Raw genomic sequence first — 21,309 nt, 5'->3', positions numbered from 1 at the left:
CTGGGTTTGAGGTGTGGCAGAAGCTTGGGGCGTGTAAGCCGGCGGCATGTGCGTTGCATAATTTATAGGAGTCGGATTTCCAGCGTTTGTTGTAGGCATTTTTCTTTTTATTAATAATTAAATAATTAAATAATTAAATAATTTTTTCACAATCGGAGAAACAGCGCCAAATCGTGCGCCATATTCTTATATGAAAAATAATGATAGCTGCAGCTACTCATGAGAATAAGTAATAAGCGACGCCATAAAGTTCCATTCGATAGATCCGGCAATATTCCAGGCACAGCAAGCTGCCGGCGGACCGAGGCGTAAAAAAAGCCCGCTGGGTAGCGGGCCAAAGTCCAAAGCTAGGGATGTCCTGAAAGAGACAACCCCACTATATGCGGCAAAGGGCAAGTACTCTGTGCGTTCACCCACATAAGACAGCGTTGCCCTGATGCAATTACAATGACAGCCGTTTCCATCCATTACGGCCATCATGACCAGCACCGCAGCCCCGGCATTAAAAGACGCGCTCAATCACAGCCGCTTCGAACAAGTCGCCGTCGATGTCCAGGCGGTGTATCCCGCATTCGATGCACCACTTTTCCTGCAACTGGCGTTGCCCGGCCTGGCTGAACTATCGCTGCTGCAACGGGTACGGCGCATGTCGCAAAGCCTGCGGGCCACCCTGCCCCAGGATTATCCGGCCGCGCTGGACGTGCTGCGGCGGCTGATACCGCGCATCCGCGGCGGTTTTACCAGCATGGTGCCGCCCGACTTTGTCAGTCTGTACGGCCTGGAGCATTTCGAGCTGTCGATGGCGGCGCTGAAATTCTTCACCGGTTTCGGCACCTCCGAATTCGCGGTACGCGCCTTCCTGCTGGCCGACCAGGCGCGCGCGCTGGCCATCATGGAAGGCTGGTCGCGCGACGACAGCGACGCGGTGCGCCGCCTGGCCAGCGAAGGCTGCCGGCCGCGCCTGCCCTGGTCGTTCCGCCTCGACGCGCTGGTCAAGGACCCGTCGCCCGTCGCGTCCATCCTCGACAACCTGCACAATGACAGCAGCCTGTACGTCCGTAAATCGGTCGCCAACCATTTGAACGACATCAGCAAGGATCATCCGGACTGGCTGTTCGCGCAGATCGGCAAGTGGCCGCTGGAACAGCCGCACACCAGGTGGATCGTCAAGCACGCCTTGCGCACGCTGATCAAGCAAGGCGAGCAGCGCGCGCTGTCCATCATCGGCGCCGGCGCCGCGCCGCAAGTGGCGCTGTCGGCACTGGCGGTGGAGCCGCGCCAGATCCGCCTGGGCGACAAGGTCACCTTGTCGTTCCAGCTGCAATCGACCGCCGCGGAAGAACAACGGCTGGTGGTCGATTACATCGTCCACTACGTCAAGAAATCCGGCGCGGTGTCGGCCAAGGTGTTCAAGCTGAAGGAAGTGACGCTGCCGCCCGGCCAGGCGGTCACGCTGAGCCGGGCCCAGAGCATCCGCGATTTCACCACCCGCATCCATCACCCGGGCCGCCATGACGTCGAAGTCGTCGTCAATGGCCTCAGCCTGGGCAAGGATTTTTTCGAGCTGTCGCGCTAGGCGAGAGCAGGCCGGGGCAGCATAAAAAAGGCCCGCCATGAGGCGGGCCGAAATCCAAAGCTGGGGATGTCCTGAAACGGACTGGGCAAGAATAGCTTTCAGGCAATATATCCGTCTGTCACCAAACTAACATAAGGATAAAATTAATAAAAAGATTAGGGTGAAATTAATACACCGGATCGGTCTGCTTCCAGGCATCCAGCGCCTGGACCCGGCCGTACCACGCCATCAGGTTGGGATAGCCGCTCACCGGCAATTTCGCCGCCACGGTGTACATCAGCGGCGCGGCCAGCGCAAAATCGGCCAGGCTCAAGCTGTTGCCCACCACCCACTCACGGCCGGCCAGGTGATTGTCGAGTACGGTCGCAAATTGCGCCAGGTCGCGTTCTCCGCGCGCCACTTCCTTGCTGTCGGCGGCGCCGAAACCCACCATGCCTTTCCAGATTTTTTCCCAGGTCAGCACACTGATCGCCGGCGCGAAATGCTGGTTGCCCCAGAACATCCAACGGTTGATTTCGGCGCGCGTACGCGGCGCTTGCGGGTACAGCGTCTGGCCCGGCGTCTGCTCGGTCAGGTATTGCATGATGGCGCAGGATTCCGGCAGCAGGAAGTCGCCGTCCTGCAGCACCGGCACCATGCCGTTGGGATTAATTTCCTGCAACTGGCGCCGCTGGTCCTCGCTCATCAGGTCGACTTCGGTCAAGTCGAGCGGCAGGTTCAACTGGATCGCGGTCATCATGACGCGGCGTGCATTCGAAGAGACAGGATTGTGAAACAGGCGCATGCTATTTACTCCGGTGAATGAATCAAGCCACCATCGTACGGCGCTGCCGCGTCAATTCCTGTCAGGAGTCTTCGTGGATGCCATTCTCCGCGCGCCAGACTTTGAGCAGGTCGTGGCGCCGGGTCGGATAACGCTCGCCGGTCGATGCGGCGGCGGCGATGCGGTCGACCCGGAAATGGCGGATCGCGGCGCGCATTTCACACCAGGCCGCCAGCAAGCGCTTGCCATCGAAAAAAGCCAGCGCGAACGGCCACACGATGCGCTCCGAACTGTCGCCCTTTTCATCGCGATAAGCGATGCGCAGCTTGTGCTGGTAGCGTATCGCCTCGCGCGTCGGCTGCACGAAGACATCGTGGCTGTCTTCGCCGCTCATGCACAGCGGCACCCACAAGCTGGTTTCGGCCATGTTGTCGCGCAAATCCTTGGGCGATGCGGCGGCGATCTTGGCCAGCGCGTTCGACGCCGCCTGCGCCAGCCCGGCGTCGCCCTGGCGGCGCACCCAGCGCGCGCCCAGCACCAGCGCCTCGATCTCGTCGGCGCCGAACATCAGCGGCGGCAGGAAGAAACCCGTGCGCAGCAGATAACCGATACCGGCCTCGCCTTCGACCGGCGCGCCCAGTTCGGACAAGGTCTGGATGTCGCGGTAAATGGTGCGCTCGGATACGCCCAGCTGGCGCGCCAGACAGGCCGCGGTCACCGGGCGGCGGTTGCCGCGCAATGCATCCATCAATAAAAACAGGCGGCCGGCACGGCTCATGACAACCTCTCAGCAAATAGTGAATACTTACAAAGTAAAAATGCCGCCCGGCTTGCACGGGGCGGCATTTCACTCACACGAACGGCAGCGAAACTTACACCACCGCGCCGTCGGTTTCGTCTTTTTCCTTGATCGGCTTGATCAAGTCTTCGCGTTTCACGCCCAGCCACATGGCGATCGCCGCGGCCACGAACACCGACGAGTAAATGCCGAAGCAGATACCGATGGTCAGCGCGACGGCGAAATAGTGCAGCGTCGGGCCGCCCAGGAACAGCATCGACAACACCATCATCTGGGTGCAGCCGTGGGTGATGATGGTACGCGAGATGGTGCCGGTGATCGCGCTGTCGATCACTTCGGTAACGCTCGCCTTGCGCTGCTTGCGGAAGTTCTCGCGAATCCGGTCGAAGATCACCACCGATTCGTTGACCGAGTAGCCCAGCACCGCCAGGATCGCCGCCAGCACCGTCAGCGAGAATTCCCACTGGAAGTAGGCGAAGAAGCCGAGAATGATGACCACGTCATGCAAGTTCGCGAAAATCGCCGCGACCGCGTATTTCCATTCGAAGCGGATGGCCAGGTAAATCATCACGCCGATGATCACCATGATCAGCGCGTTCAAACCGTTCTGCGCCAGCTCGTCGCCCACTTGCGGGCCGACGAATTCGACTTTTTGCAGCATCACCGATTCGGTCCCGGTCGCATCCACGCAGCCGGTCTTGACCACGTGCTCGCCCTTGTCGGTAATCGTGTCCATTTCCTTGCTGGTGCCTTGCTCGGCTTTGCACAGCGCATCGAACGCCAGTTGCGAGCTGTTCGCGCCGCTGGCGGTCTTGACCACCGGCAGGCGTATCATCACGTCGCGCGCGGTGTCGAAGCTGGTCACGCTCGGTTCATCGTAGCCCATCGCGGTCAGCGTGTGGCGGATGCCCTCCAGGTTGGCCGCCTTGGGGTATTTCACCTCCATCACGGTGCCGCCCTTGAATTCGACCGACAGGTGCAAGCCGCGGTGCAGCAGGAAGAATACCGCCGCCACGAAAGTCAGCGCCGACACGACGTTGAAAATCAACGCATGGCGCATGAAGGGAATATCTTTTTTGATCCGGAAAAATTCCATGAAATCCTCTGAGTTCTGGTAAGGCGCCCGGCCTGGCCGGACGCTGTGCTGTCGCTATTGGGTAGGCGCCGCTTATTTGGACAAGCCTGGCGTCCAGACGGTGCCGATGGAAACCGAGGTCAGCTTTTTCTTGCGGCCGTACCACAGGTTGACCACGCCGCGCGAAACGAACACGGCCGAGAACATCGACGTCAGGATACCCAGGCAATGCACGACCGCGAAACCGCGCACCGCGCCGGAACCGAACACCAGCAAGGCCAGGCCGACGATCAGGGTGGTCACGTTGGAGTCGAGAATGGTCGCCCAGGCGCGCTCGAAACCGGCCGAGATGGCCGCTTGCGGCGAGGCGCCGCCACGCAGTTCCTCGCGGATCCGCTCATTGATCAGCACGTTGGCGTCAATCGCCATACCGAGCGCAAGCGCAATCGCCGCGATGCCCGGCAAGGTCAGCGTCGCTTGCAGCATCGACAGCAAGGCGATCAGGAACAACAGGTTGCAAGCCAGCGCCAGCACACTGAAGAAACCGAACATCATGTAGTACAGGATCATGAAGATCGCGATCGCAGCAAAGCCGTACATCGTCGAATGCAAACCTTTCTTGATGTTTTCGACACCCAGTTGCGGTCCGATGGTGCGCTCTTCGATCACGTCCATCGGTGCGTACAGCGCGCCGGAACGCAGCAGCAAGGCCAGTTCGATCGAGTTTTCAGCCGAACCCATGCCGGTGATCTGGAAGCGCGAACCCAGTTCGCTCTGGATGGTCGCCACCGACAGCACTTCCGGCTTGCCTTTTTCGAACAGCACGATGGCCATCCGCTTGCCGACCCGCTCGCGGGTCGCTTCGCGCATCTTGCGGCCGCCGTCGCCGTTCAGGTCGATCGATACGGCGGCTTGCTGGTTCTGGTCGAAGCTCGACGTGGCGCTGGAAATATAGTCGCCGGTCAGGATCACGTCTTTCGACAACACCACCGGTACATTTTTACCGACGGTGAACAGTTCCGAGTTGAAGGGAATCGATGCCGACAATTCAGTGCCCGGGGTCACGGTTTCATCGACCAGGCGCACTTCCAGCGTCGCGGTGCGGCCGATGATGGCCTTGGCGCGCGCCACGTCTTGCACACCAGGCAACTCCACGACGATGCGGTCAGGACCTTGCTGCTGGATGATAGGTTCGGCCACGCCCAGCTCGTTGACGCGCTTGGACAGGGTCGAGATATTTTGTTTCACGCCATCGTCGATGGTTTTCTTCAGCGCCGCCGGTTTCAGGCTGACGATCAATTTCAAGTCGTCGCCATCGGCCGCATCGGCGAAGGCCAGGTCGGCGCTCTGGTCGGACAGCAGGTTTTTCGCCTGGCTGCGGGTGGCCGCATCGCGGAACTTGATTTCCACCGTGTCGCCGACACGCTCAATACCGGCATGGCGAATATTTTTGTCGCGCAAGCTGCTGCGCGCGCTGGCCTGGATGCCCTGGATTTTCTTGGTCAGCGCGGCCTTGACGTCCACTTGCATCAGGAAATGCACGCCGCCGCGCAAGTCGAGGCCGAGGTACATCGGCAACGCGTGCAGGCTTTGCATCCATTTCGGGGTATTCGGCTGCAAATTGACCGAGACCAGATAGGTCGGGTCGTCATGATCGGGATTCAAATCCTTTTCCAGCACCAGCTTGGCCTTGAACTGGGTGTCGGGATCGTTGAAGCGCACGCGCACCGACGCGCTGCTGCCGACGCCGTCGAACGCGACGCCATCCGACTTGATGTTTTCTTTCACCAATATCTGTTCGACTTGCGCCACCATGTCGCTCGTCATTTTGACGGTCGATTTTCCGCTGGTAACTTGCAGCGCCGGCGATTCGCCGAAGTAATTGGGCGCCGTGTACAGTGCGCCCAGCAATAAGGCGACGGCGATGAGGATGTATTTCCAGACAGGATAGCGATTCATATTGTTTCAGCGTTCAGTGTTGAGCGTCGGAGGCATCATGACAAACGGCGCCGGTTTGTTGTGCAAACCAGCGCCGGCAGGGACGGTCTTACAGAGCTTTCAGGGTGCCTTTTGGCAGCAACACCGTGACGGAGCTCTTTTGCACCACAACTTCGGTGCCGCTTGCCACTTCGATCGTGACGTAAGCGTCTTTAACTTTGGCAACCGTGCCCAGCAGGCCACCGGCGGTGACGACTTCATCGCCCTTGGCCAGTGCGTCCATCATCGCTTTTTGCTCTTTGGCGCGTTTTTGCTGTGGACGTATCATCAAGAAATACATCACGACAAACATCAGTACCAGCGGCAAGAAGCTGGTCAGGTTGCCGCCCAAGCCGAGCGCGTCGGTAGGGGTTTGAGCGTAAGCGTTGGAAATGAGGGACACGGTGACTCCAATAATTCTAATCAGTTTAAAAATAGCGCTGTATTCTAGCACTGGCCGGCGGCGATAGACGCAAGCGCGCATATAGGGCTTATAAATCATTTTGCAATGACTTGTCCACTGCTTATATCTTTTACGCGCCGCGCGCGCGCTCCGCATGGAATTGCAGGGTGAAGGCGTGGAAACGGTCTTCATCCAGCGCTACCCGCATCTGGCGCATCAAGTCCAGGTAATAGTGCAGATTATGGATGGTATTCAGGCGCGCGCCGAGGATTTCCTTGGAACGGTGCAAATGATGCAAATAAGCACGCGAGAAATTGCGGCAGGCGTAGCAGCCGCACGTCTCGTCCAGCGGCGCCTTGTCATCCTTGTACTTGGCGTTCTTGATCTTGATGTCGCCGAAACGGGTGAACAGCCAGCCATTGCGGGCGTTACGGGTAGGCATCACGCAATCGAACATGTCGATGCCGTTCGACACGCCCGCGACCAGGTCTTCCGGCGTGCCGACGCCCATCAGATAGTGCGGCTTGTTGGCCGGCAAGCGCGGGCCGACGTGGGCCAGCATGCGCATCATGTCTTCCTTCGGTTCTCCGACCGACAGGCCGCCGATGGCGATGCCGGGGAAATCGATTTCTTCCAGGCGCGCCAGCGATTCGTCGCGCAAGTCTTCGAACATGCCGCCCTGTACGATGCCGAACAGCGCATTCGGGTTGCCGCCGTCGTGGAATTCGTTTTTCGAGCGCTGCGCCCAGCGCAGCGACATGCGCATCGACTTGGCCGCTTCTTCGATGGTGGCCGGACGGCCGTCGATTTCATACGGCGTGCATTCGTCGAATTGCATGACGATGTCGGAGTTCAGCACGCGCTGGATCTGCATCGACACTTCCGGCGACAGGAACAGCTTGTCGCCATTGATCGGCGAATTGAAATGCACGCCCTCTTCGGTGATCTTGCGCATCGCGCCCAGCGAAAACACCTGGAAACCGCCGGAATCGGTCAAAATTGGCTTGTTCCAGCCCATGAAATCGTGCAAGCCGCCGAATTTTTCCATCACGGTATTGCCTGGACGCAGCCACAAATGGAAGGTATTGCCCAGGATGATTTGGGCGTTAATTTCATTCAATTCCAGCGGCGACATCGCCTTGACCGAGCCGTAAGTACCGACCGGCATGAAAATCGGCGTTTGCACCACGCCATGGTTCAGCGTCAACGTACCGCGGCGAGCCTTGGTCAAGCCGCTCGTATCGGTTTTCAGTAATTTAAAATCCAGCATTCTTATTCATCTTTCGTATCATGATTCTGGGTTGCCAAGCGGTGCGGCGCGCGATTGCGTAGTCAGCAGCATCGCATCGCCATAGCTGAAAAAGCGGTAATTCCGGGCAATCGCGTGGGCGTAGGCGTCGCGGATCGGCTGATAACCGGCAAAAGCCGACACCAGCATCAGCAAGGTCGATTTTGGCAAATGGAAATTGGTGATCAAGCGCGTCACGGTCTTGAATTGGTAACCCGGCGTAATGAACAAGGCCGTATCGGCGCTGCCGGCCAGCAATTCGCCGCTTTGCGAAGCGGACTCCAGCGCGCGCAAGCTGGTGGTGCCGACCGCCACCACATCGCGCCCGGCGGCCTTGGCGGTCCGCACCGCGTCGACGGTTTCTTGCGGCATGGTGTACCACTCGGTATGCATCTTGTGTTCCGCCAGCACTTCGGTGCGCACCGGCTGGAAGGTGCCGGCGCCCACATGCAGCGTCACATAGGCGAAATTGACGCCCTTGGCTTTTAATTGATCGAGTAAGGCCTGGTCGAAATGCAAACCCGCGGTCGGCGCGGCCACTGCGCCCGGCACCTTGTTGAACACGGTTTGATAGCGGGTTTCATCGAACTCGTCGGCATCGTGCTCGATATACGGCGGCAGCGGCAAGCGGCCGTGCGCCTCGATCAGGTCGAACACGTCGGCGTCGAAATGCAGCGTAAAGAATTCGCCGGCGCGCTGGCCGACGGTGACGTCGAACGCATCGGCCAGGCGGATGCGGCAACCCGGCGGCGGCGATTTGGACGCGCGCACCTGGGCCAGCACGGTGCGGTTGTCGAGCACGCGCTCAACCAGCGCCTCGATCTTGCCGCCGCTTTCCTTGACGCCAAAAAACCGCGCCTTCAAGACGCGGGTATCGTTCATGACCAGCAAATCGCCGGCCTGCAGCAGCCCGACGATGTCGGCGAAACTGCGGTCGGCCAGCGTGTCGCCGTCCAGATGCAGCAAGCGCGACGCGCTGCGCTGCGGCAAAGGGATTTGCGCAATATTTTCTTGCGGTAAATTGAAATCGAAATCGGAAAGCGAATACATGCGTTTACTTCAAAAATGATTAGAAATGCGCAATTGCACGGGTAGCCCTATACTGTGCGCCTATACAGGTATTACAATATCGAGCCGCACTGGCCCATCGCGGTACGCCAATGAAAGTTGACGGCCAACCCTCTATTTTACGCTAACCGTCCTTAATTTAGCCGCTATGCCAGAAAGCAAGCCGAAAATCGCCAAGAAAGCCGTCAGCAACGAAAGCAAGCTGGCCAAGCTCGGCTTGCGCTCCGACATGGACCTGGTGCTGCATCTGCCGATGCGCTACGAAGACGAAACCAAGGTCTGCACCATCCGCGACGCCTGCCTGCGCGGCGGCGAATCGTGGCAAGTCGAAGGCCTCGTCACCAAGTGCGAAGTCGGCTACAAGCCGCGCCGCCAGCTGCTGGTCACGATTGCCGACGAAACCGGCGACCTGTTGCTTCGCTTCATGAATTTCTATGGCAGCCAGGTCAAGCAATTGGCCGAGGGCACCCGCGTGCGGGCCCGCGGCGAATTGAAACACGGCTTCTTCGGCGCTGAAATGGTGCACCCTGGCTACAAAGTCGTCAACCAGGGCGCGCCGCTGCCGACCGAACTGACGCCAGTGTATCCATCCGGCGAAGGCTTGTCGCAAGCGATTTTGCGCCGCTCGATTGCCGAAGCGATGAAACGGATCGACTGGCAAGACACCTTGCCGCCCGCCTTGCGCCAGGAAATGCAACTGGCGGATTTTGAGCCGGCCGTGCGCCTGCTGCATTATCCGCCGCAGGAAATCGATGAACACCAGCTGGCCGACCGTTCCCATCCGGCCTGGATACGGATGAAGTTCGACGAATTGCTGGCCCAGCAACTGTCGCTGAAGCGGGCCCAGTTCGCGCGCCGCTCCAAGGGCGCCGCCTCGCTGCCGGTGATCGGTGCGCTGTCGAACGCCTTCCAGGCCGCCTTGCCGTTCAAGCTGACCGGCGCGCAAGCGCGCGTGCTGGGCGAAATCCGCGCCGACCTGCTGCACCCGTATCCGATGCAGCGCTTGCTGCAAGGCGACGTCGGCAGCGGCAAGACGGTGGTCGCGGCGCTGGCCGCCACCCAGGCGATCGACAGCGGCTTCCAGGCAGCATTGATGGCGCCGACCGAAATCCTGGCCGAACAGCACTTCCGCAAGATCGCCGCGTGGATGGAGCCGCTCGGCGTCACCGTCGCGTGGCTGACCGGCAGCCTGAAAAAGAAAGAAAAGCTGGCGGCGCTGGCCCTGATCGAATCGGGACAGGCGCAACTGGTGATCGGCACCCATGCGCTGATCCAGGACAACGTGCAGTTTTCCAGACTGGAACTGGTGATCGTCGACGAACAGCACCGCTTCGGCGTCGGCCAGCGCCTGACGCTGCGCAACAAGGGCGATGCGGCGGCCGTGCCGCACCAGTTGATGATGTCGGCCACGCCGATCCCGCGCACGCTGGCGATGACCTATTACGCCGACCTGGAAGTGTCGGTGATCGATGAATTGCCGCCGGGACGCACGCCGATCGTCACGCGCGCGATCGACCAGAACCGGCGCGAAGAAGTCATCGCGCGGGTCCATGCGGCCGCGCTGGAAGGCCGGCAAGTGTACTGGGTCTGCCCATTGATCGAAGAGTCGGAAGCGCTGCAACTGCAAACCGCCACCGAAACCCACATGATGCTGGCCGAAGCGCTGCCGGCGCTGCACGTCGGGCTGGTGCACGGGCGCTTGAAACCGGCCGAAAAGCAGGAAGTGATGGACGCCTTCATCGCCGGCCAGAGCCACGTGCTGGTCGCCACCACCGTGATCGAGGTCGGGGTCGACGTGCCGAACGCGTCGCTGATGGTGATCGAACACGCCGAGCGCTTCGGCCTGTCGCAGCTGCACCAGTTGCGCGGCCGGGTCGGCCGCGGCTCGGCGGCCAGCGCCTGCCTGCTGCTGTACCAGGGCCCGCTGGGCGGCGTGGCGCGGCAACGCCTGATGACCATGCGCGAAACCACCGACGGCTTTGAAATCGCCCGGCGCGACCTGGAAATCCGCGGCCCCGGCGAATTCCTCGGCGCGCGCCAGTCCGGCCAGGCGATGCTGCGCTTCGCCGACCTGGAAACCGACCAATGGCTGGTGGAACAGGCGCGCGACGTGGCGCACAAGCTACTGCACGACAAATCGGCGGCCAGCACCGCCGTCGTCGAAGCGCACCTGGCGCGCTGGCTGGGCGGCAAGGAAGAGTTTTTGAAGGTGTAGTTACATCAAGTCAGCCTGGTAAGTCAGGCCAATCTGGCCGCGCATGGTATCGAGCACGCCCATCAATTCGACGCTTTCGGCGTGCGGCATCAGCGGGCTTTCGATCAGGCCGGCGCGGATGCAGCGCATCGTTTCGATGACTTCATGGGCATAGCCGTTGCCGATATATGGCGTGGCGATGCTGCGCGTGGCGATGCCGGGGATATCCACGCTGAGGCTCTGCGCCTGGTAAAAACGGTTGTGGATGCGGATACGGCCCAGCGTGCCGGTGATCGTCAATTCGGACGGGGTCTGGGCGCGGATGGTGCACGCGCACGACGACAGGGCGCCGCTGGCGTGGCGCAGCGAAAACACGGCGTGCTCGTCGACGCCGGTATCGCCCAATTCGCCCAGCGCCTGCACTTGCACGACCGGGCCGAGGAAGTACGCCGCCATCGACAATGGATAAATGCCGATGTCGAGCAGCGCACCGCCGCCCAGCCCGGGATTGAGCAAGCGGTGTTGCGGCCCGAAGGTGCTGACAAAACCGAGGTCGGCCTGCAACTGCCGCACGGCGCCGATTTCACCGCTGGCGATGATGCGCCGCGCTTCCAGCGCGCCAGGCAGGAAACGGCTCCACATCGCTTCCATCAAGAACAGGTTTTTTTGACGCGCCAGCGCCACCACCTGCTGCGCTTCGCGGCGGTTCATCGTAAAGGCTTTTTCGCACAGCACATGCTTGCCGGCGTTCAGGCACATCAGCGTATTTTCGGCATGCAGCGTGTGCGGCGTGGCGATGTAGATCACGTCCACTTCGGGATCGTCGGCCAGCGCCTGGTAGGATGCATGGCGGCGCGCGACGCCGAATTCGGCGCCGAAGCGCTCGGCGCCGGCACTGCTGCGCGAGGCGACGGCCACCAGTCTGGCGTCCGGCACATCGGCCAATGCCTGCGCCAATGCGTGCGCGATTTTTCCCGTGCCCAGTATGCCCCAGCGTATGACGTTATCCATGCTCTCCACTCTTATTTGTCGGCCGTTTTCCGCTTTGGGCGGAACACTCCGGTGTCACTGTAAAAAGCCTCATCCTGGCCGGGCCACCAGCCGGGTATGCCCAGCACTTGCAGCGGCGTGAAGTCGACGGTCGTCAACCCCTGTTCCGCCAGGTCTTGCGAGACACGTCCATCGATCCAGGCGCGGCGAGCGTCGAAATCGAGGCTAAAAAATTCATCGCCGGCCAATACCACGCGGGTATGCGCGGTGATCGCCTTGTAGGGCGTGACCAGCTTTTCCATCAGCGCGTGGCCGAACAGCCACAGCTCGGCGTCGCGGCCGAATGTAGCGCGCTGGCCGATGAAGGCGTTGCCCCAGTCATGCTCGCGCAGCGCATCGACCAGGACCAGGCCGGCGGCGCTGTCGCGGACGATCAGCAGCGCGGAATTTTCATCGAAGATGGTCGCCCCGTCACGCGCCGGACCGCGCGACTTGCCGACGCCCGACAGCGCGATCTGCGCCGCCTGCAAGGCGTTCAATTGCCGCTTGATGCGCGGGAAGGTCAGCCATACCAGGGTATTGAAAAAGTCGTGCAGGTTGTCGCGGGTCGGCACGCCGCCGGTGGCGCCGATGAATTCTTCATAGGCGATACCGTCCGGCAGCGAACTTTGCGGCACGAACGACAGCGGCAAACCGGTCGGATTGCACAGCTTCATGCTGCGCGCCTGCACATTGAACGCCTCGATCAGGCTGTGCCGTTGCAGGTCGAGCCGGCCGAACGCCGGCCGCACCGTCGCATACCAGGGCTGGTTCCAGTCGATGACGTCCAGCATGGCCCGCTTACACCAGCTTCCAGTTGATTTGCTCGCCGGCGTTCAGCGGGATCACTTTCAGGTCGGCCAGCGGCAGCGAGTCCGGCATGGTCCATGATTCGCGGCGCAGCGTGACGCTGCCGCTATTGCGCGGCAAACCGTAGAAGGCCGGACCGTTGAAGCTGGCGAACGCTTCCAGTTTGTCCAGCGCGCCGGCGCGTTCGAACGCTTCGGCATACATTTCCATCGCGTGCAGCGCGGTGTAGCAGCCGGCGCAGCCGCAAGCCATTTCTTTCGCGCCTTGCGCGTGCGGCGCCGAATCGGTGCCGAGGAAGAAACGCTCGTCGCCGCTGGCGGCGGCCGTCATCAGCGCCAAACGGTGTTCTTCGCGCTTCAGGATCGGCAGGCAGTAATAATGCGGGCGGATGCCGCCCTTGAAGATTTCATTGCGGTTGTACAGCAAATGGTGGGCGGTGATGGTGGCGGCGATCGGGCCATCCGCTTCCGCCACGTATTGCGCGGCGTCCTTGGTGGTGATGTGTTCGAACACCACGCCTAATGCTGGGAAGCTGCTGCGCAATGGACGCATCACGCGTTCGATGAACACGGCTTCGCGGTCGAAGATGTCGATGTCGGGATCGGTCACTTCGCCATGCACCAGGAACGGCATGCCGACTTCCTGCATCACTTCCAGCACCTTGTAGCAATTCTTCAAGTCGGTCACACCGGCGTCGGAATTGGTGGTCGCGCCGGCCGGGTACAACTTGACGGCATGCACAAAACCGCTGTCGCGCGCGCGGCGGATTTCATCCGGCACGGTATTGTTGGTCAGGTACAAAGTCATCAATGGCTCGAAATCGACGCCTTCCGGTATCGCCGCCAGGATACGCTCGCGGTAGGCGGCGGCATCGGCGGTGGTGGTGACCGGCGGTTTCAGATTCGGCATCACGATGGCGCGGCCGAACTGGCGCGCGCTGTGCGGCAACACGCTGGCCATGGTGGCGCCGTCGCGCAAATGCAGGTGCCAGTCGTCTGGGCGGGTGATGGTCAGGCTTTGTGGAGTGACAATATTGGACATGGCGGCTTTCTGGTACGGATGATGGCAAATAACAGCTGCCGTCATTTTACCAGTCCGGCCGCCGCTTATTCAGTTGCCTATTCAGCGCCGTCATGGCAGCCGCAGGAATTGCGTATCCGCAGTTCCGGGGCCAGCCGCACGGTTTGGCGGGCGCTGTCGGGGTCGTTGATGCGCGCCATCATCAATTGCACCGCCATGGCGCCGATCGCTTCGCAGGGCTGGTCCATCACGGTCAGGCGCGGGCTGAAGGAATCGGCCCAGTCGAAATCGTCGAAACCGACCAGCGCGATATCTTTCGGCACTTCCAGGCGCAAGTCGCGGAAACCGCGCATCACGCCGATGGTCATCAAGTTATTACTGGAAATAATCGCGGTCGGCGCCTGCTCCAGCGCCAGCAAGCGGTGCACCGAGGCGCGCGCCGGTTCGATCTGCGATTGACCGCACAGCACCAAGGCCGGGTCGAACGGCAAGCCGGCTTGCTGCAAGCCTTGCAGATAACCGGCCTGGCGCTCGTCGCTGGTGCTCAAGCCTGGTTTGCCGGCGATAAAACCGATGCGCCGGTGGCCATGGCTGGCCAGGTGACGCACGATATCGGCCATCGGCTTGGCATTTTCGACGCCGACCTGGTCGAAATTCTCCGGCACCAGGCGGTCGATCAAGACCACCGGCAATTTGTTTTCTTCCAGGTAGCGGAACACCCGGCGCTCCGGATCGGCGGCCGGCGCCAGGATGATGCCGTCGACGCGGCGCTGGTGCAGCGCCTTGACGATGCGCAATTCATGCTCGGCATCGTCGCGCGTGTCGGACAGGAAAATCATCAAACCATGCCGCTCCGACTCGTTCTCGATGGCGCGCACGATATCGTTGAAGTAATGGTTCGACACCGCCGAAATCGCCACGCCGATGGTGTTGGTGCGCGATTGCGCCAACGCCCGCGCCAGGATGTTGGGGGTGTAGCCGGCTTCCTGCATGGCCGCCTTGACGGCCTTTTCGGTTTCCGGCTGCACCTTGCGGGTGCCGTTCAGTACGTGCGAGACGGTGGTGACCGATACCCCCGCGCGCCTAGCCACATCACCCATCGTTGCCACATTCATCTCCAGCACAGTAAAACCAGCATTTTACGTCAAGCGGCCTCTTCCATTTAAGGCAACTTTCAATACTTTTAAGCCTATCGTTACGCCAAGGCGTCGGCCGGCAAGTCTTGCGGATTCTTGGCGCCGGTCATGATCGCCACCGTATCCGACATGCTGATGGTTTTCGGATTGACCACCGCGGCGCGGCGGCCCAGGCGCTGGATGTGGATGCGGTCGGCGATTTCGAACACGTGCGGCATGTTGTGGCTGATGAGTATCACCGGCAAGCCCTTGTCGCGCACCCGGCGTATCAATTCCAGCACCATATTGCCCTCCTTCACACCCAAGGCCGCGGTCGGTTCATCGAGGATCACCACATGGCGCGCGAACGCCGTGCTGCGCGCCACCGCGACGCCCTGGCGCTGGCCGCCGGACAAGGTTTCCACCGCCTGGTTCATCGAGCGGATGCCGATCTTCAAATCCTGCATATGACGGGTCGCTTCCGACAACATGGCTTTCTTGTCGATCAGGCGCAGCCATTTACCGAGTATGCCAGGACGCAAGATTTCACGGCCCATGAACAGGTTTTCGGCAATCGTCATCGCCGGCGCCACCGCCAAATCCTGATACACGGTTTCGATACCGTGCTTGCGCGCATCGATCGGCGACTGGAAACGGACTTCCTTGCCATCGAGTTTCAGCGTGCCTTCATCCGGCACCAGCGCGCCGGACAGCGCCTTGATCAGCGACGATTTACCGGCGCCGTTATCGCCGATTACCGCCAGGATTTCACCGGCCCGCAAGTCGAAGTCGACGCCGTCCAGCGCCGTCACCTGGCCGTAGCGCTTGACCAGGCCGCGCGCTTCGAAAATGGTGCGCGCCGTTGGTTTAACAGTAGTGTTCATGGCTCAACCTTTCTTGTGGGTCAGTTGATCGGCGGCGACCGCCAGGATGACCAGCACGCCGGTGACCAGGATCTGGAACACGGACGACACGCCCATCAGCGTCAAGCCATTGCGGAACACGCCGACGATCATCACGCCGATCAGCGTGCCGACGATATTGCCGCGGCCGCCGAACAGGCTGGTGCCGCCCAGCACTACGGCAGTGATGCTGTCGAGGTTGTCGGTTCCGCCCGATTGCGGGTCGCCGACGCCGAGTCGGGCCACCGACACCAGCGCGCCGATGCCATAGATCAAACCGGCGACGGTATAGACGGTGATCATCACGCGTTTGGTGGCGATGCCGGTCAGGCGCGCCGCTTCCGGATTATTGCCGACTGCATAGATGTGGCGCCCCGGCGCCGTTTCGCGCAAGAACAACCAGGTCACGGCATACATCAGCAGCATCAGCACGGTGCCGTAGGCGATGCTGGTTTGGCCGATCTGGAAGGTGTTACCCAACGCCACCATGACGTTCGGCAAATCGGTCACGGTCTGGGCTTCGGAATACAACTGGGTAATCGCAAACAGGATATTCATCGTGCCCAGTGTGACGATGAAAGCCGGCAATTTGATCAGCGTGACCAGCGCGCCATTGACATAGCCGATCAGCGTGCACACGCCGATGGCGCACAACATCGCGACGACCGGATCGACGCCGTGCACCACGGCGAATTTGGTGACGATGACCGAACCCAGCGCCATCGCCATGCCGCACGACAAGTCAATGCCGGCGATCAGGATGATCAGGGTCTGGCCGATCGCCAGGATGCCGATCACCATGACTTGTTGCAGGATCAGCGAAAAATTCTGTCCGCTCATGAAGCGGTCGGATTGGAAGGAAAAGAAAATGCAGGCGATCAGCAGCGCGAAAAAAGGCCCGAGCGAAGCGAGCGGCGGCAAACGGTCAAGATAGGGTTTCATGATGGTGCTTTCAACAAAGACTCGGCAAGGTTCGCGGACCTTGCCGGCGAATCAATTCAACGTGCCGGGCCGACGACATCGTAAAGGCCCGGCGCAATGCTTCGCTTGATCAGGATTTCTTGCCCCAGCACTCATCCATGCCGGTCTTGATATCCTTGCTGTCGATGCCTTTGAGCGGCGTGCCGGTGATCAGGGTCACGCCGGTATCGTAGTAGCCGGACACTTTCTTGCCTTGCTTCGCATAGGCGATGCCGGCGCCGACGCCCATCGCCGCCATCTTCAGCGGATATTGCTGGGAGGTGGCGGCGATCACGCCGCGCTGCACGTCGCGGATGCCGTTGCAGCCGCCGTCGATCGACACGATCATCACGCCTTTTTCCTTGCCGGCCGCTTGCAATGCCTTATACGCGCCGGCCGCGGCGGGTTCGTTGATGGTGTACACCAGGTTGATGTCCGGATTTTTCTGGATGCAGTTTTCCATCGCGGTCTGGGCCTTGGCCTGGTCGCCATAACTGTCGGCCATGCAGACCACGTCGGCGGTCTTGGCCTGGGTGGTGCGCTTGGCGTCGATGCCAGGCGCGCCGAAACCGGACAGGAAGCCGTTGTGGCGCAGCAAGCCGACCGAGTTACCTGGGAACAAGTCCATCATCGCCAGCTTGATCGGCTTGCCGGCCATCGCGACTTTGGCGTATTGGCCGATCAGCACGCCGGCCTTGAAGTTATCGGTCGCAAACAGCGCATCGACGGCTTCGGTCGGTTCGGTCGGGCTATCCAGCGCGATCACCATGACGCCCTTGGCCATGGCTTTTTTCAGCGAAGGAACAATTGCTTTCGAATCGCTCGGCGTGATCAGGATGGTCTTGGCGCCGGCCGCGACCATGTTTTCCAGCGCCGTCACCTGGCCGGCGTTATCGCCGTCGGCCTTGCCGGCGCCGGTCAGCAGCTTGGCGCCGTTGGCGTTGGCGGCTTGTTGCGCGCCCTCTTTCATCTTGACGAAGAAAGGATTGGTTTCCGTCTTGGTGATCAGGCCGACGATAGGCTGGTCGGCCGCCACTGCCATGCCGGCCAGGCCGGTCATGATGCTTGCTGCGATGAGTGTCTGGAATTTCATGGGGGTCTCCGTTTTTTTATATTCACTAAGTGAGGGTGCTGCCTGAGGGTGCTGCCGTACTGCCTTGGATTGCTCTTGTCATCTTGCCGGTTCTTGTCCTTTCTAATGAAATATATGGAAAGACGGTATCCGGCACGATCCAGATGAAGCCGGATGTGCGGGCCAATTCTTGGCTCAAAACAAGTGGGTCGTATTCAGTTGCGGGCAACGATTACCACTGGAAAACCAGGTCGGCGCGCGGCGCGGTCGCTTCGATCAGCCGCGCGTTCGGTTCATCGGTATTGGCGACCCAGTTCAGCGCGTCGCCTTGCGCGCGGCCGAAACGCACATGCCGTTCGACCAGCCGCGACTGGCGCAGCGCACTGTCGATATCGACGTACCAGACTTCATCGAGCAAAGGTTTGACGTGAACCCACGGGCCTTGTTCCAGCAACAGGTAGTTGCCTTCGGTGATCACCAGCGGCGTCTTGCTATCGATCGCAATGGCGCCGGCGACCGGCTCTTCCAGGTTGCGGTCGAATTCAGGGGCATAGACGGTTTCGCCAGGCGTGTTGTCGCGCAGGCGGCGCAGCAGCGCCACATAACCGGCGCTGTCGAAGGTATCCTGGGCGCCTTTGCGGTGACGGCGTTGCAAGCGGTTCAACTCGGCATTGGCCAGGTGGTAACCATCCATCGGCACCACCACAGCCTTGTCGCCCAGCGCTTCGGCCAGTTGTTGCGCCAGCGTCGATTTGCCGGCGCCAGGCGGCCCGACGATGCCGAGCAAGCGGCGCGAACCCGAGGCCAGCAATGCCTCGATGCGTTGTAGATAAAGGTCTGCGATACGGTTCATGCCGGTCTCCTGCTGCTTTTATGATGCTGCCACAAAATAACTGGGCGCTGTCTGTTTTTTTACCATCATGGCAGATTGTTTTTACGTGCGCAAGCGGTTGCGCAACCGCTTGCGCAATATTTTTTCAAGCTTAAATCGATAATATTGCTAAAAATAACAAGACTCCGAAGCCTCAGCAAAAAACGGGCCAACAGACCAATATCGGGGTGAAATTTCATTTTTGTTAAAATTATGAAAATCAAAACAAGAAGGAGGCACAGGCATGACGATTACTGTCAGAATCGCCACCGGACACGATATCGATACCGTGTTCGAGATCCGCACCAGCGTGCGGCAAAACCATCTATCGCGCGAGCAATTGGCGGAAATGGGCATCACCCCGGAAGCGTTGCTTGACGCCATAGACGGCGGCGATGCGCGCATCTGGATCGCCGAAATGGACGGCGCGGCCGCCGCATTTGCCATGGCCGACGCCGACGAAGGCACGGTGTTCGCGATGTTCGTCCGGCCGCAATACGAAGGACGCGGCCTGGGCCGGCTATTGATGCAGGAAGCGGAAGCGTTCCTGTTCGCCCGCAAGGAGCTGATCTGGCTGGTCACCGATGCGGCGAGCGAGATCCGCGCCAACGGTTTTTATCAAAGGCTGGGATGGCGGCAGGCCGGCGCTATCGTCGATGGCGATATCCGTTACGAAAAGACGGCCGGGAAATAAGCAAGAGATAAGCAAGAGATAAGCAGCCGGGCGCATGGCGCGCCCGGCCGGCAAGCTTAGAGCCTATCCCAGTAGATGAATACGCCCTCTTCTGGCGTTCCTCAGTAGCGGGGACTGCGTTGATTGTCGTCGCGTGGCCCGCCACGCGTCCTCCTCACGCCTGGTCCGCGCTCCCGATGCGCGGCCAGAACAAGACGCTCACTACTGGGATAGGCTCTTAGTGGATGATCTTGGCCAGGAAATCGCGCGCCCGGTCGGAGCGCGTGGTTTCAAAGAATTCTTCCTTGCTGCAATCCTCGATGATCTTGCCCTGGTCCATGAACACGATGCGGTTCGCCACGCGCCTGGCGAATCCCATTTCATGGGTCACCACCATCATCGTCATGCCTTCCTGCGCCAGGCCCACCATCACGTCCAGCACTTCATTGATCATTTCGGGATCGAGCGCCGACGTCGGCTCGTCGAACAGCATCGCGATCGGGTCCATCGACAAGGCGCGCGCGATCGCCACGCGCTGTTGCTGGCCGCCCGATAGTTGGCCGGGGAATTTATCTTGTTGCGCCAGCAAACCGACCCGGTCCAGGTATTTCAAGCCCTTGGCATTGGCTTCGTCGGCGCTGCGGCCCAATACCTTGATCTGGGCGATGGTCAGGTTTTCACGGATAGTCAGGTGCGGAAACAGTTCGAAGTTCTGGAACACCATGCCTATGCGCGCGCGCAACTTCGACAAATTGGTTTTCGGATCGTTGACGGTGATGCCGTCGACCAGGATGTCGCCCTTTTGTATCGGCTCCAGTCCGTTGACGGTCTTGATCAGCGTCGACTTGCCGGAACCGGACGGACCGCAAATCACCATCACGTCGCCCTTGGCAACCTTGGTGCTGCAATCGGTCAATACCTGGAACTCGCCATACCATTTATTGACGTTCTTCAGTTCGATCATCTTCTTCTCTAATTCGCTCATCTTTTTCTCTCTTATTCGGCACAAGCCCGTGCTTCCCTAACGAATGATGGCGACGCGGCGCTGCAAACGCCGCACCACCAGCGACAAGCCAAAGCACAGGACGAAATACACCACGGCCACAAACACATACATTTCGACCAGCCGGCCATCGCGCTGGGCAATTTTCGATGCTGCGCCGACAAAGTCTGGAATCGACAGCACATACACCAGCGACACATCCTGGAACAGCACGATGGTTTGTGTCAGCAAGACTGGAATCATATTACGGAACGCTTGCGGCAGTACGATGTTCGCCATCGTCTGCCAGTAATTCATGCCCAGCGCCTGGCCGGCCCAGGCCTGGCCACGCGCTACCGACTGTATGCCGCCGCGCATGATTTCACAGTAATACGCCGCCTCGAACATGATGAAGGTGATCAGCGCCGATGAAAATGCGCCGACCTTGACCGGTTCATCCGAACCGATGATCCAGGCCGCGATATACGGCACCAGGAAATAAAACCAGAAGATCACCAGCACCAGCGGAATCGAGCGGACCAGGTTGACGTAGCCGCCGGCAGCCAGCGACAGCACACGGATGCCAGACAGCCGCATCAGCGCCAGCACCGTACCCAGCAAGATGCCGCCGACCATCGCCAGCGCCGTCAATTCCAGCGTGAACAGCATGCCGGTCTTGAACAGGTACACCCAGGAACGGGCAATCACATCGAAGTCGAAATTGCCGAACAT

The 21,309-nt window shown here is 60.4% G+C and carries 20 protein-coding genes; 3 read left to right on the top strand and 17 right to left on the bottom strand.

Translation table 11 applies throughout. From position 1 onward, the window contains the following. Positions 1-478: 478 nt before the first annotated feature. A complete protein-coding gene (locus GJA_RS01460) occupies positions 479-1,576 on the top strand; it encodes a DNA alkylation repair protein (protein ID WP_144241402.1) in 1,098 nt (365 codons plus the stop codon). A gap of 166 nt (positions 1,577-1,742) precedes the next feature. Here the strand turns inward: GJA_RS01460 and GJA_RS01455 are convergent, their stop codons facing one another. The 7 genes from GJA_RS01455 to queA form a co-directional block, all read right to left on the bottom strand. Further along, positions 1,743-2,360 carry a glutathione S-transferase family protein gene (locus GJA_RS01455; RefSeq protein WP_038487964.1) on the bottom strand — a complete coding sequence of 206 codons (618 nt, stop codon included), beginning with the start codon at positions 2,358-2,360 and terminating at the stop codon, positions 1,743-1,745. A 61-nt stretch (positions 2,361-2,421) separates the two neighbouring features. Continuing rightward, entirely contained in the window at positions 2,422-3,117 is a 696-nt protein-coding gene (locus GJA_RS01450; RefSeq protein ID WP_038487960.1) for a helix-turn-helix transcriptional regulator, read from the bottom strand. Positions 3,118-3,211: 94 nt separating this feature from the next. Continuing rightward, positions 3,212-4,234: a protein translocase subunit SecF gene (gene secF / locus GJA_RS01445; RefSeq protein WP_038487957.1), complete on the bottom strand. Its 1,023-nt coding sequence runs from the start codon at positions 4,232-4,234 to the stop codon at positions 3,212-3,214. Positions 4,235-4,306: 72 nt separating this feature from the next. Next, a complete protein-coding gene (gene secD, locus GJA_RS01440) occupies positions 4,307-6,172 on the bottom strand; it encodes a protein translocase subunit SecD (RefSeq protein ID WP_038487954.1) in 1,866 nt (621 codons plus the stop codon). A gap of 88 nt (positions 6,173-6,260) precedes the next feature. Further along, complete coding sequence (yajC, locus tag GJA_RS01435; protein ID WP_038487951.1) at positions 6,261-6,593, bottom strand: preprotein translocase subunit YajC; 333 nt, start codon at positions 6,591-6,593, stop codon at positions 6,261-6,263. A 130-nt stretch (positions 6,594-6,723) separates the two neighbouring features. Continuing rightward, positions 6,724-7,863 (bottom strand): tRNA guanosine(34) transglycosylase Tgt, encoded by a 1,140-nt coding sequence (tgt, locus tag GJA_RS01430; RefSeq protein WP_038487949.1) that lies wholly within the window; start codon positions 7,861-7,863, stop codon positions 6,724-6,726. Positions 7,864-7,881: 18 nt separating this feature from the next. Further along, entirely contained in the window at positions 7,882-8,931 is a 1,050-nt protein-coding gene (queA, locus tag GJA_RS01425) for a tRNA preQ1(34) S-adenosylmethionine ribosyltransferase-isomerase QueA (protein ID WP_038487946.1), read from the bottom strand. Between the two features lie 166 nt (positions 8,932-9,097). Here queA and recG point away from each other — a divergent pair, with 166 nt between their 5' ends. Further along, complete coding sequence (gene recG, locus GJA_RS01420; protein WP_038487943.1) at positions 9,098-11,164, top strand: ATP-dependent DNA helicase RecG; 2,067 nt, start codon at positions 9,098-9,100, stop codon at positions 11,162-11,164. Here the strand turns inward: recG and GJA_RS01415 are convergent, their stop codons facing one another. The 8 genes from GJA_RS01415 to GJA_RS01380 form a co-directional block, all read right to left on the bottom strand. Then, positions 11,165-12,154 (bottom strand): Gfo/Idh/MocA family protein, encoded by a 990-nt coding sequence (locus GJA_RS01415; protein WP_038487940.1) that lies wholly within the window; start codon positions 12,152-12,154, stop codon positions 11,165-11,167. A gap of 11 nt (positions 12,155-12,165) precedes the next feature. Further along, positions 12,166-12,966, bottom strand: coding sequence for a DUF3025 domain-containing protein (locus GJA_RS01410; RefSeq protein ID WP_038487937.1), 801 nt, complete (start codon positions 12,964-12,966; stop codon positions 12,166-12,168). 7 nt (positions 12,967-12,973) lie between these two features. Then, entirely contained in the window at positions 12,974-14,023 is a 1,050-nt protein-coding gene (gene pyrC, locus GJA_RS01405; protein WP_038487934.1) for a dihydroorotase, read from the bottom strand. 77 nt (positions 14,024-14,100) lie between these two features. Continuing rightward, positions 14,101-15,102, bottom strand: a complete 1,002-nt coding sequence (locus GJA_RS01400; protein WP_038498315.1) for a LacI family DNA-binding transcriptional regulator — start codon at positions 15,100-15,102, stop codon at positions 14,101-14,103. 95 nt (positions 15,103-15,197) lie between these two features. Then, on the bottom strand, positions 15,198-16,001 hold the full coding sequence (locus tag GJA_RS01395) for an ATP-binding cassette domain-containing protein (RefSeq protein WP_038487931.1): 804 nt from the start codon (positions 15,999-16,001) through the stop codon (positions 15,198-15,200). Positions 16,002-16,004: 3 nt separating this feature from the next. Next, the gene (locus tag GJA_RS01390) at positions 16,005-16,961 is read right to left on the bottom strand and encodes an ABC transporter permease (protein WP_038487928.1); all 957 of its coding nucleotides are present in this window, start codon (positions 16,959-16,961) and stop codon (positions 16,005-16,007) included. Between the two features lie 109 nt (positions 16,962-17,070). Beyond that, positions 17,071-18,072, bottom strand: coding sequence for a sugar ABC transporter substrate-binding protein (locus tag GJA_RS01385; RefSeq protein WP_038487925.1), 1,002 nt, complete (start codon positions 18,070-18,072; stop codon positions 17,071-17,073). Between the two features lie 211 nt (positions 18,073-18,283). Next, positions 18,284-18,904 (bottom strand): nucleoside/nucleotide kinase family protein, encoded by a 621-nt coding sequence (locus GJA_RS01380; protein ID WP_051780122.1) that lies wholly within the window; start codon positions 18,902-18,904, stop codon positions 18,284-18,286. A 262-nt stretch (positions 18,905-19,166) separates the two neighbouring features. Here GJA_RS01380 and GJA_RS01375 point away from each other — a divergent pair, with 262 nt between their 5' ends. Beyond that, complete coding sequence (locus GJA_RS01375) at positions 19,167-19,616, top strand: GNAT family N-acetyltransferase (RefSeq protein ID WP_038487922.1); 450 nt, start codon at positions 19,167-19,169, stop codon at positions 19,614-19,616. A gap of 217 nt (positions 19,617-19,833) precedes the next feature. Here the strand turns inward: GJA_RS01375 and GJA_RS01370 are convergent, their stop codons facing one another. After that, complete coding sequence (locus GJA_RS01370; protein WP_038498309.1) at positions 19,834-20,559, bottom strand: amino acid ABC transporter ATP-binding protein; 726 nt, start codon at positions 20,557-20,559, stop codon at positions 19,834-19,836. 57 nt (positions 20,560-20,616) lie between these two features. Beyond that, positions 20,617-21,309 (bottom strand): amino acid ABC transporter permease, encoded by a 693-nt coding sequence (locus GJA_RS01365; RefSeq protein ID WP_038487919.1) that lies wholly within the window; start codon positions 21,307-21,309, stop codon positions 20,617-20,619.

This window comes from Janthinobacterium agaricidamnosum NBRC 102515 = DSM 9628, assembly GCF_000723165.1.
GTDB classification, from domain to species: Bacteria; Pseudomonadota; Gammaproteobacteria; order Burkholderiales; family Burkholderiaceae_D; genus Janthinobacterium; species Janthinobacterium agaricidamnosum.
The sequence above is the reverse complement of the archived record's forward strand: the minus strand, read 5'-3'. Positions and strand labels throughout refer to the sequence as shown.

Excerpts from the sequence above, each read along its gene's own strand:
- GJA_RS01460 (WP_144241402.1), top strand. The coding sequence starts at position 479 with ATGACCAGCACCGCAGCCCCGGCATTAAAAGACGCGCTCAATCACAGC.
- GJA_RS01455 (WP_038487964.1), bottom strand. The coding sequence starts at position 2,360 with ATGCGCCTGTTTCACAATCCTGTCTCTTCGAATGCACGCCGCGTCATG.
- GJA_RS01450 (WP_038487960.1), bottom strand. The coding sequence starts at position 3,117 with ATGAGCCGTGCCGGCCGCCTGTTTTTATTGATGGATGCATTGCGCGGC.
- secF (WP_038487957.1), bottom strand. The coding sequence starts at position 4,234 with ATGGAATTTTTCCGGATCAAAAAAGATATTCCCTTCATGCGCCATGCG.
- secD (WP_038487954.1), bottom strand. The coding sequence starts at position 6,172 with ATGAATCGCTATCCTGTCTGGAAATACATCCTCATCGCCGTCGCCTTA.
- tgt (WP_038487949.1), bottom strand. The coding sequence starts at position 7,863 with ATGCTGGATTTTAAATTACTGAAAACCGATACGAGCGGCTTGACCAAG.
- queA (WP_038487946.1), bottom strand. The coding sequence starts at position 8,931 with ATGTATTCGCTTTCCGATTTCGATTTCAATTTACCGCAAGAAAATATT.
- recG (WP_038487943.1), top strand. The coding sequence starts at position 9,098 with ATGCCAGAAAGCAAGCCGAAAATCGCCAAGAAAGCCGTCAGCAACGAA.
- GJA_RS01415 (WP_038487940.1), bottom strand. The coding sequence starts at position 12,154 with ATGGATAACGTCATACGCTGGGGCATACTGGGCACGGGAAAAATCGCG.
- GJA_RS01410 (WP_038487937.1), bottom strand. The coding sequence starts at position 12,966 with ATGCTGGACGTCATCGACTGGAACCAGCCCTGGTATGCGACGGTGCGG.
- pyrC (WP_038487934.1), bottom strand. The coding sequence starts at position 14,023 with ATGTCCAATATTGTCACTCCACAAAGCCTGACCATCACCCGCCCAGAC.
- GJA_RS01400 (WP_038498315.1), bottom strand. The coding sequence starts at position 15,102 with ATGGGTGATGTGGCTAGGCGCGCGGGGGTATCGGTCACCACCGTCTCG.
- GJA_RS01395 (WP_038487931.1), bottom strand. The coding sequence starts at position 16,001 with ATGAACACTACTGTTAAACCAACGGCGCGCACCATTTTCGAAGCGCGC.
- GJA_RS01390 (WP_038487928.1), bottom strand. The coding sequence starts at position 16,961 with ATGAAACCCTATCTTGACCGTTTGCCGCCGCTCGCTTCGCTCGGGCCT.
- GJA_RS01385 (WP_038487925.1), bottom strand. The coding sequence starts at position 18,072 with ATGAAATTCCAGACACTCATCGCAGCAAGCATCATGACCGGCCTGGCC.
- GJA_RS01380 (WP_051780122.1), bottom strand. The coding sequence starts at position 18,904 with ATGAACCGTATCGCAGACCTTTATCTACAACGCATCGAGGCATTGCTG.
- GJA_RS01375 (WP_038487922.1), top strand. The coding sequence starts at position 19,167 with ATGACGATTACTGTCAGAATCGCCACCGGACACGATATCGATACCGTG.
- GJA_RS01370 (WP_038498309.1), bottom strand. The coding sequence starts at position 20,559 with ATGATCGAACTGAAGAACGTCAATAAATGGTATGGCGAGTTCCAGGTA.
- GJA_RS01365 (WP_038487919.1), bottom strand. The coding sequence starts at position 21,309 with ATGTTCGGCAATTTCGACTTCGATGTGATTGCCCGTTCCTGGGTGTAC.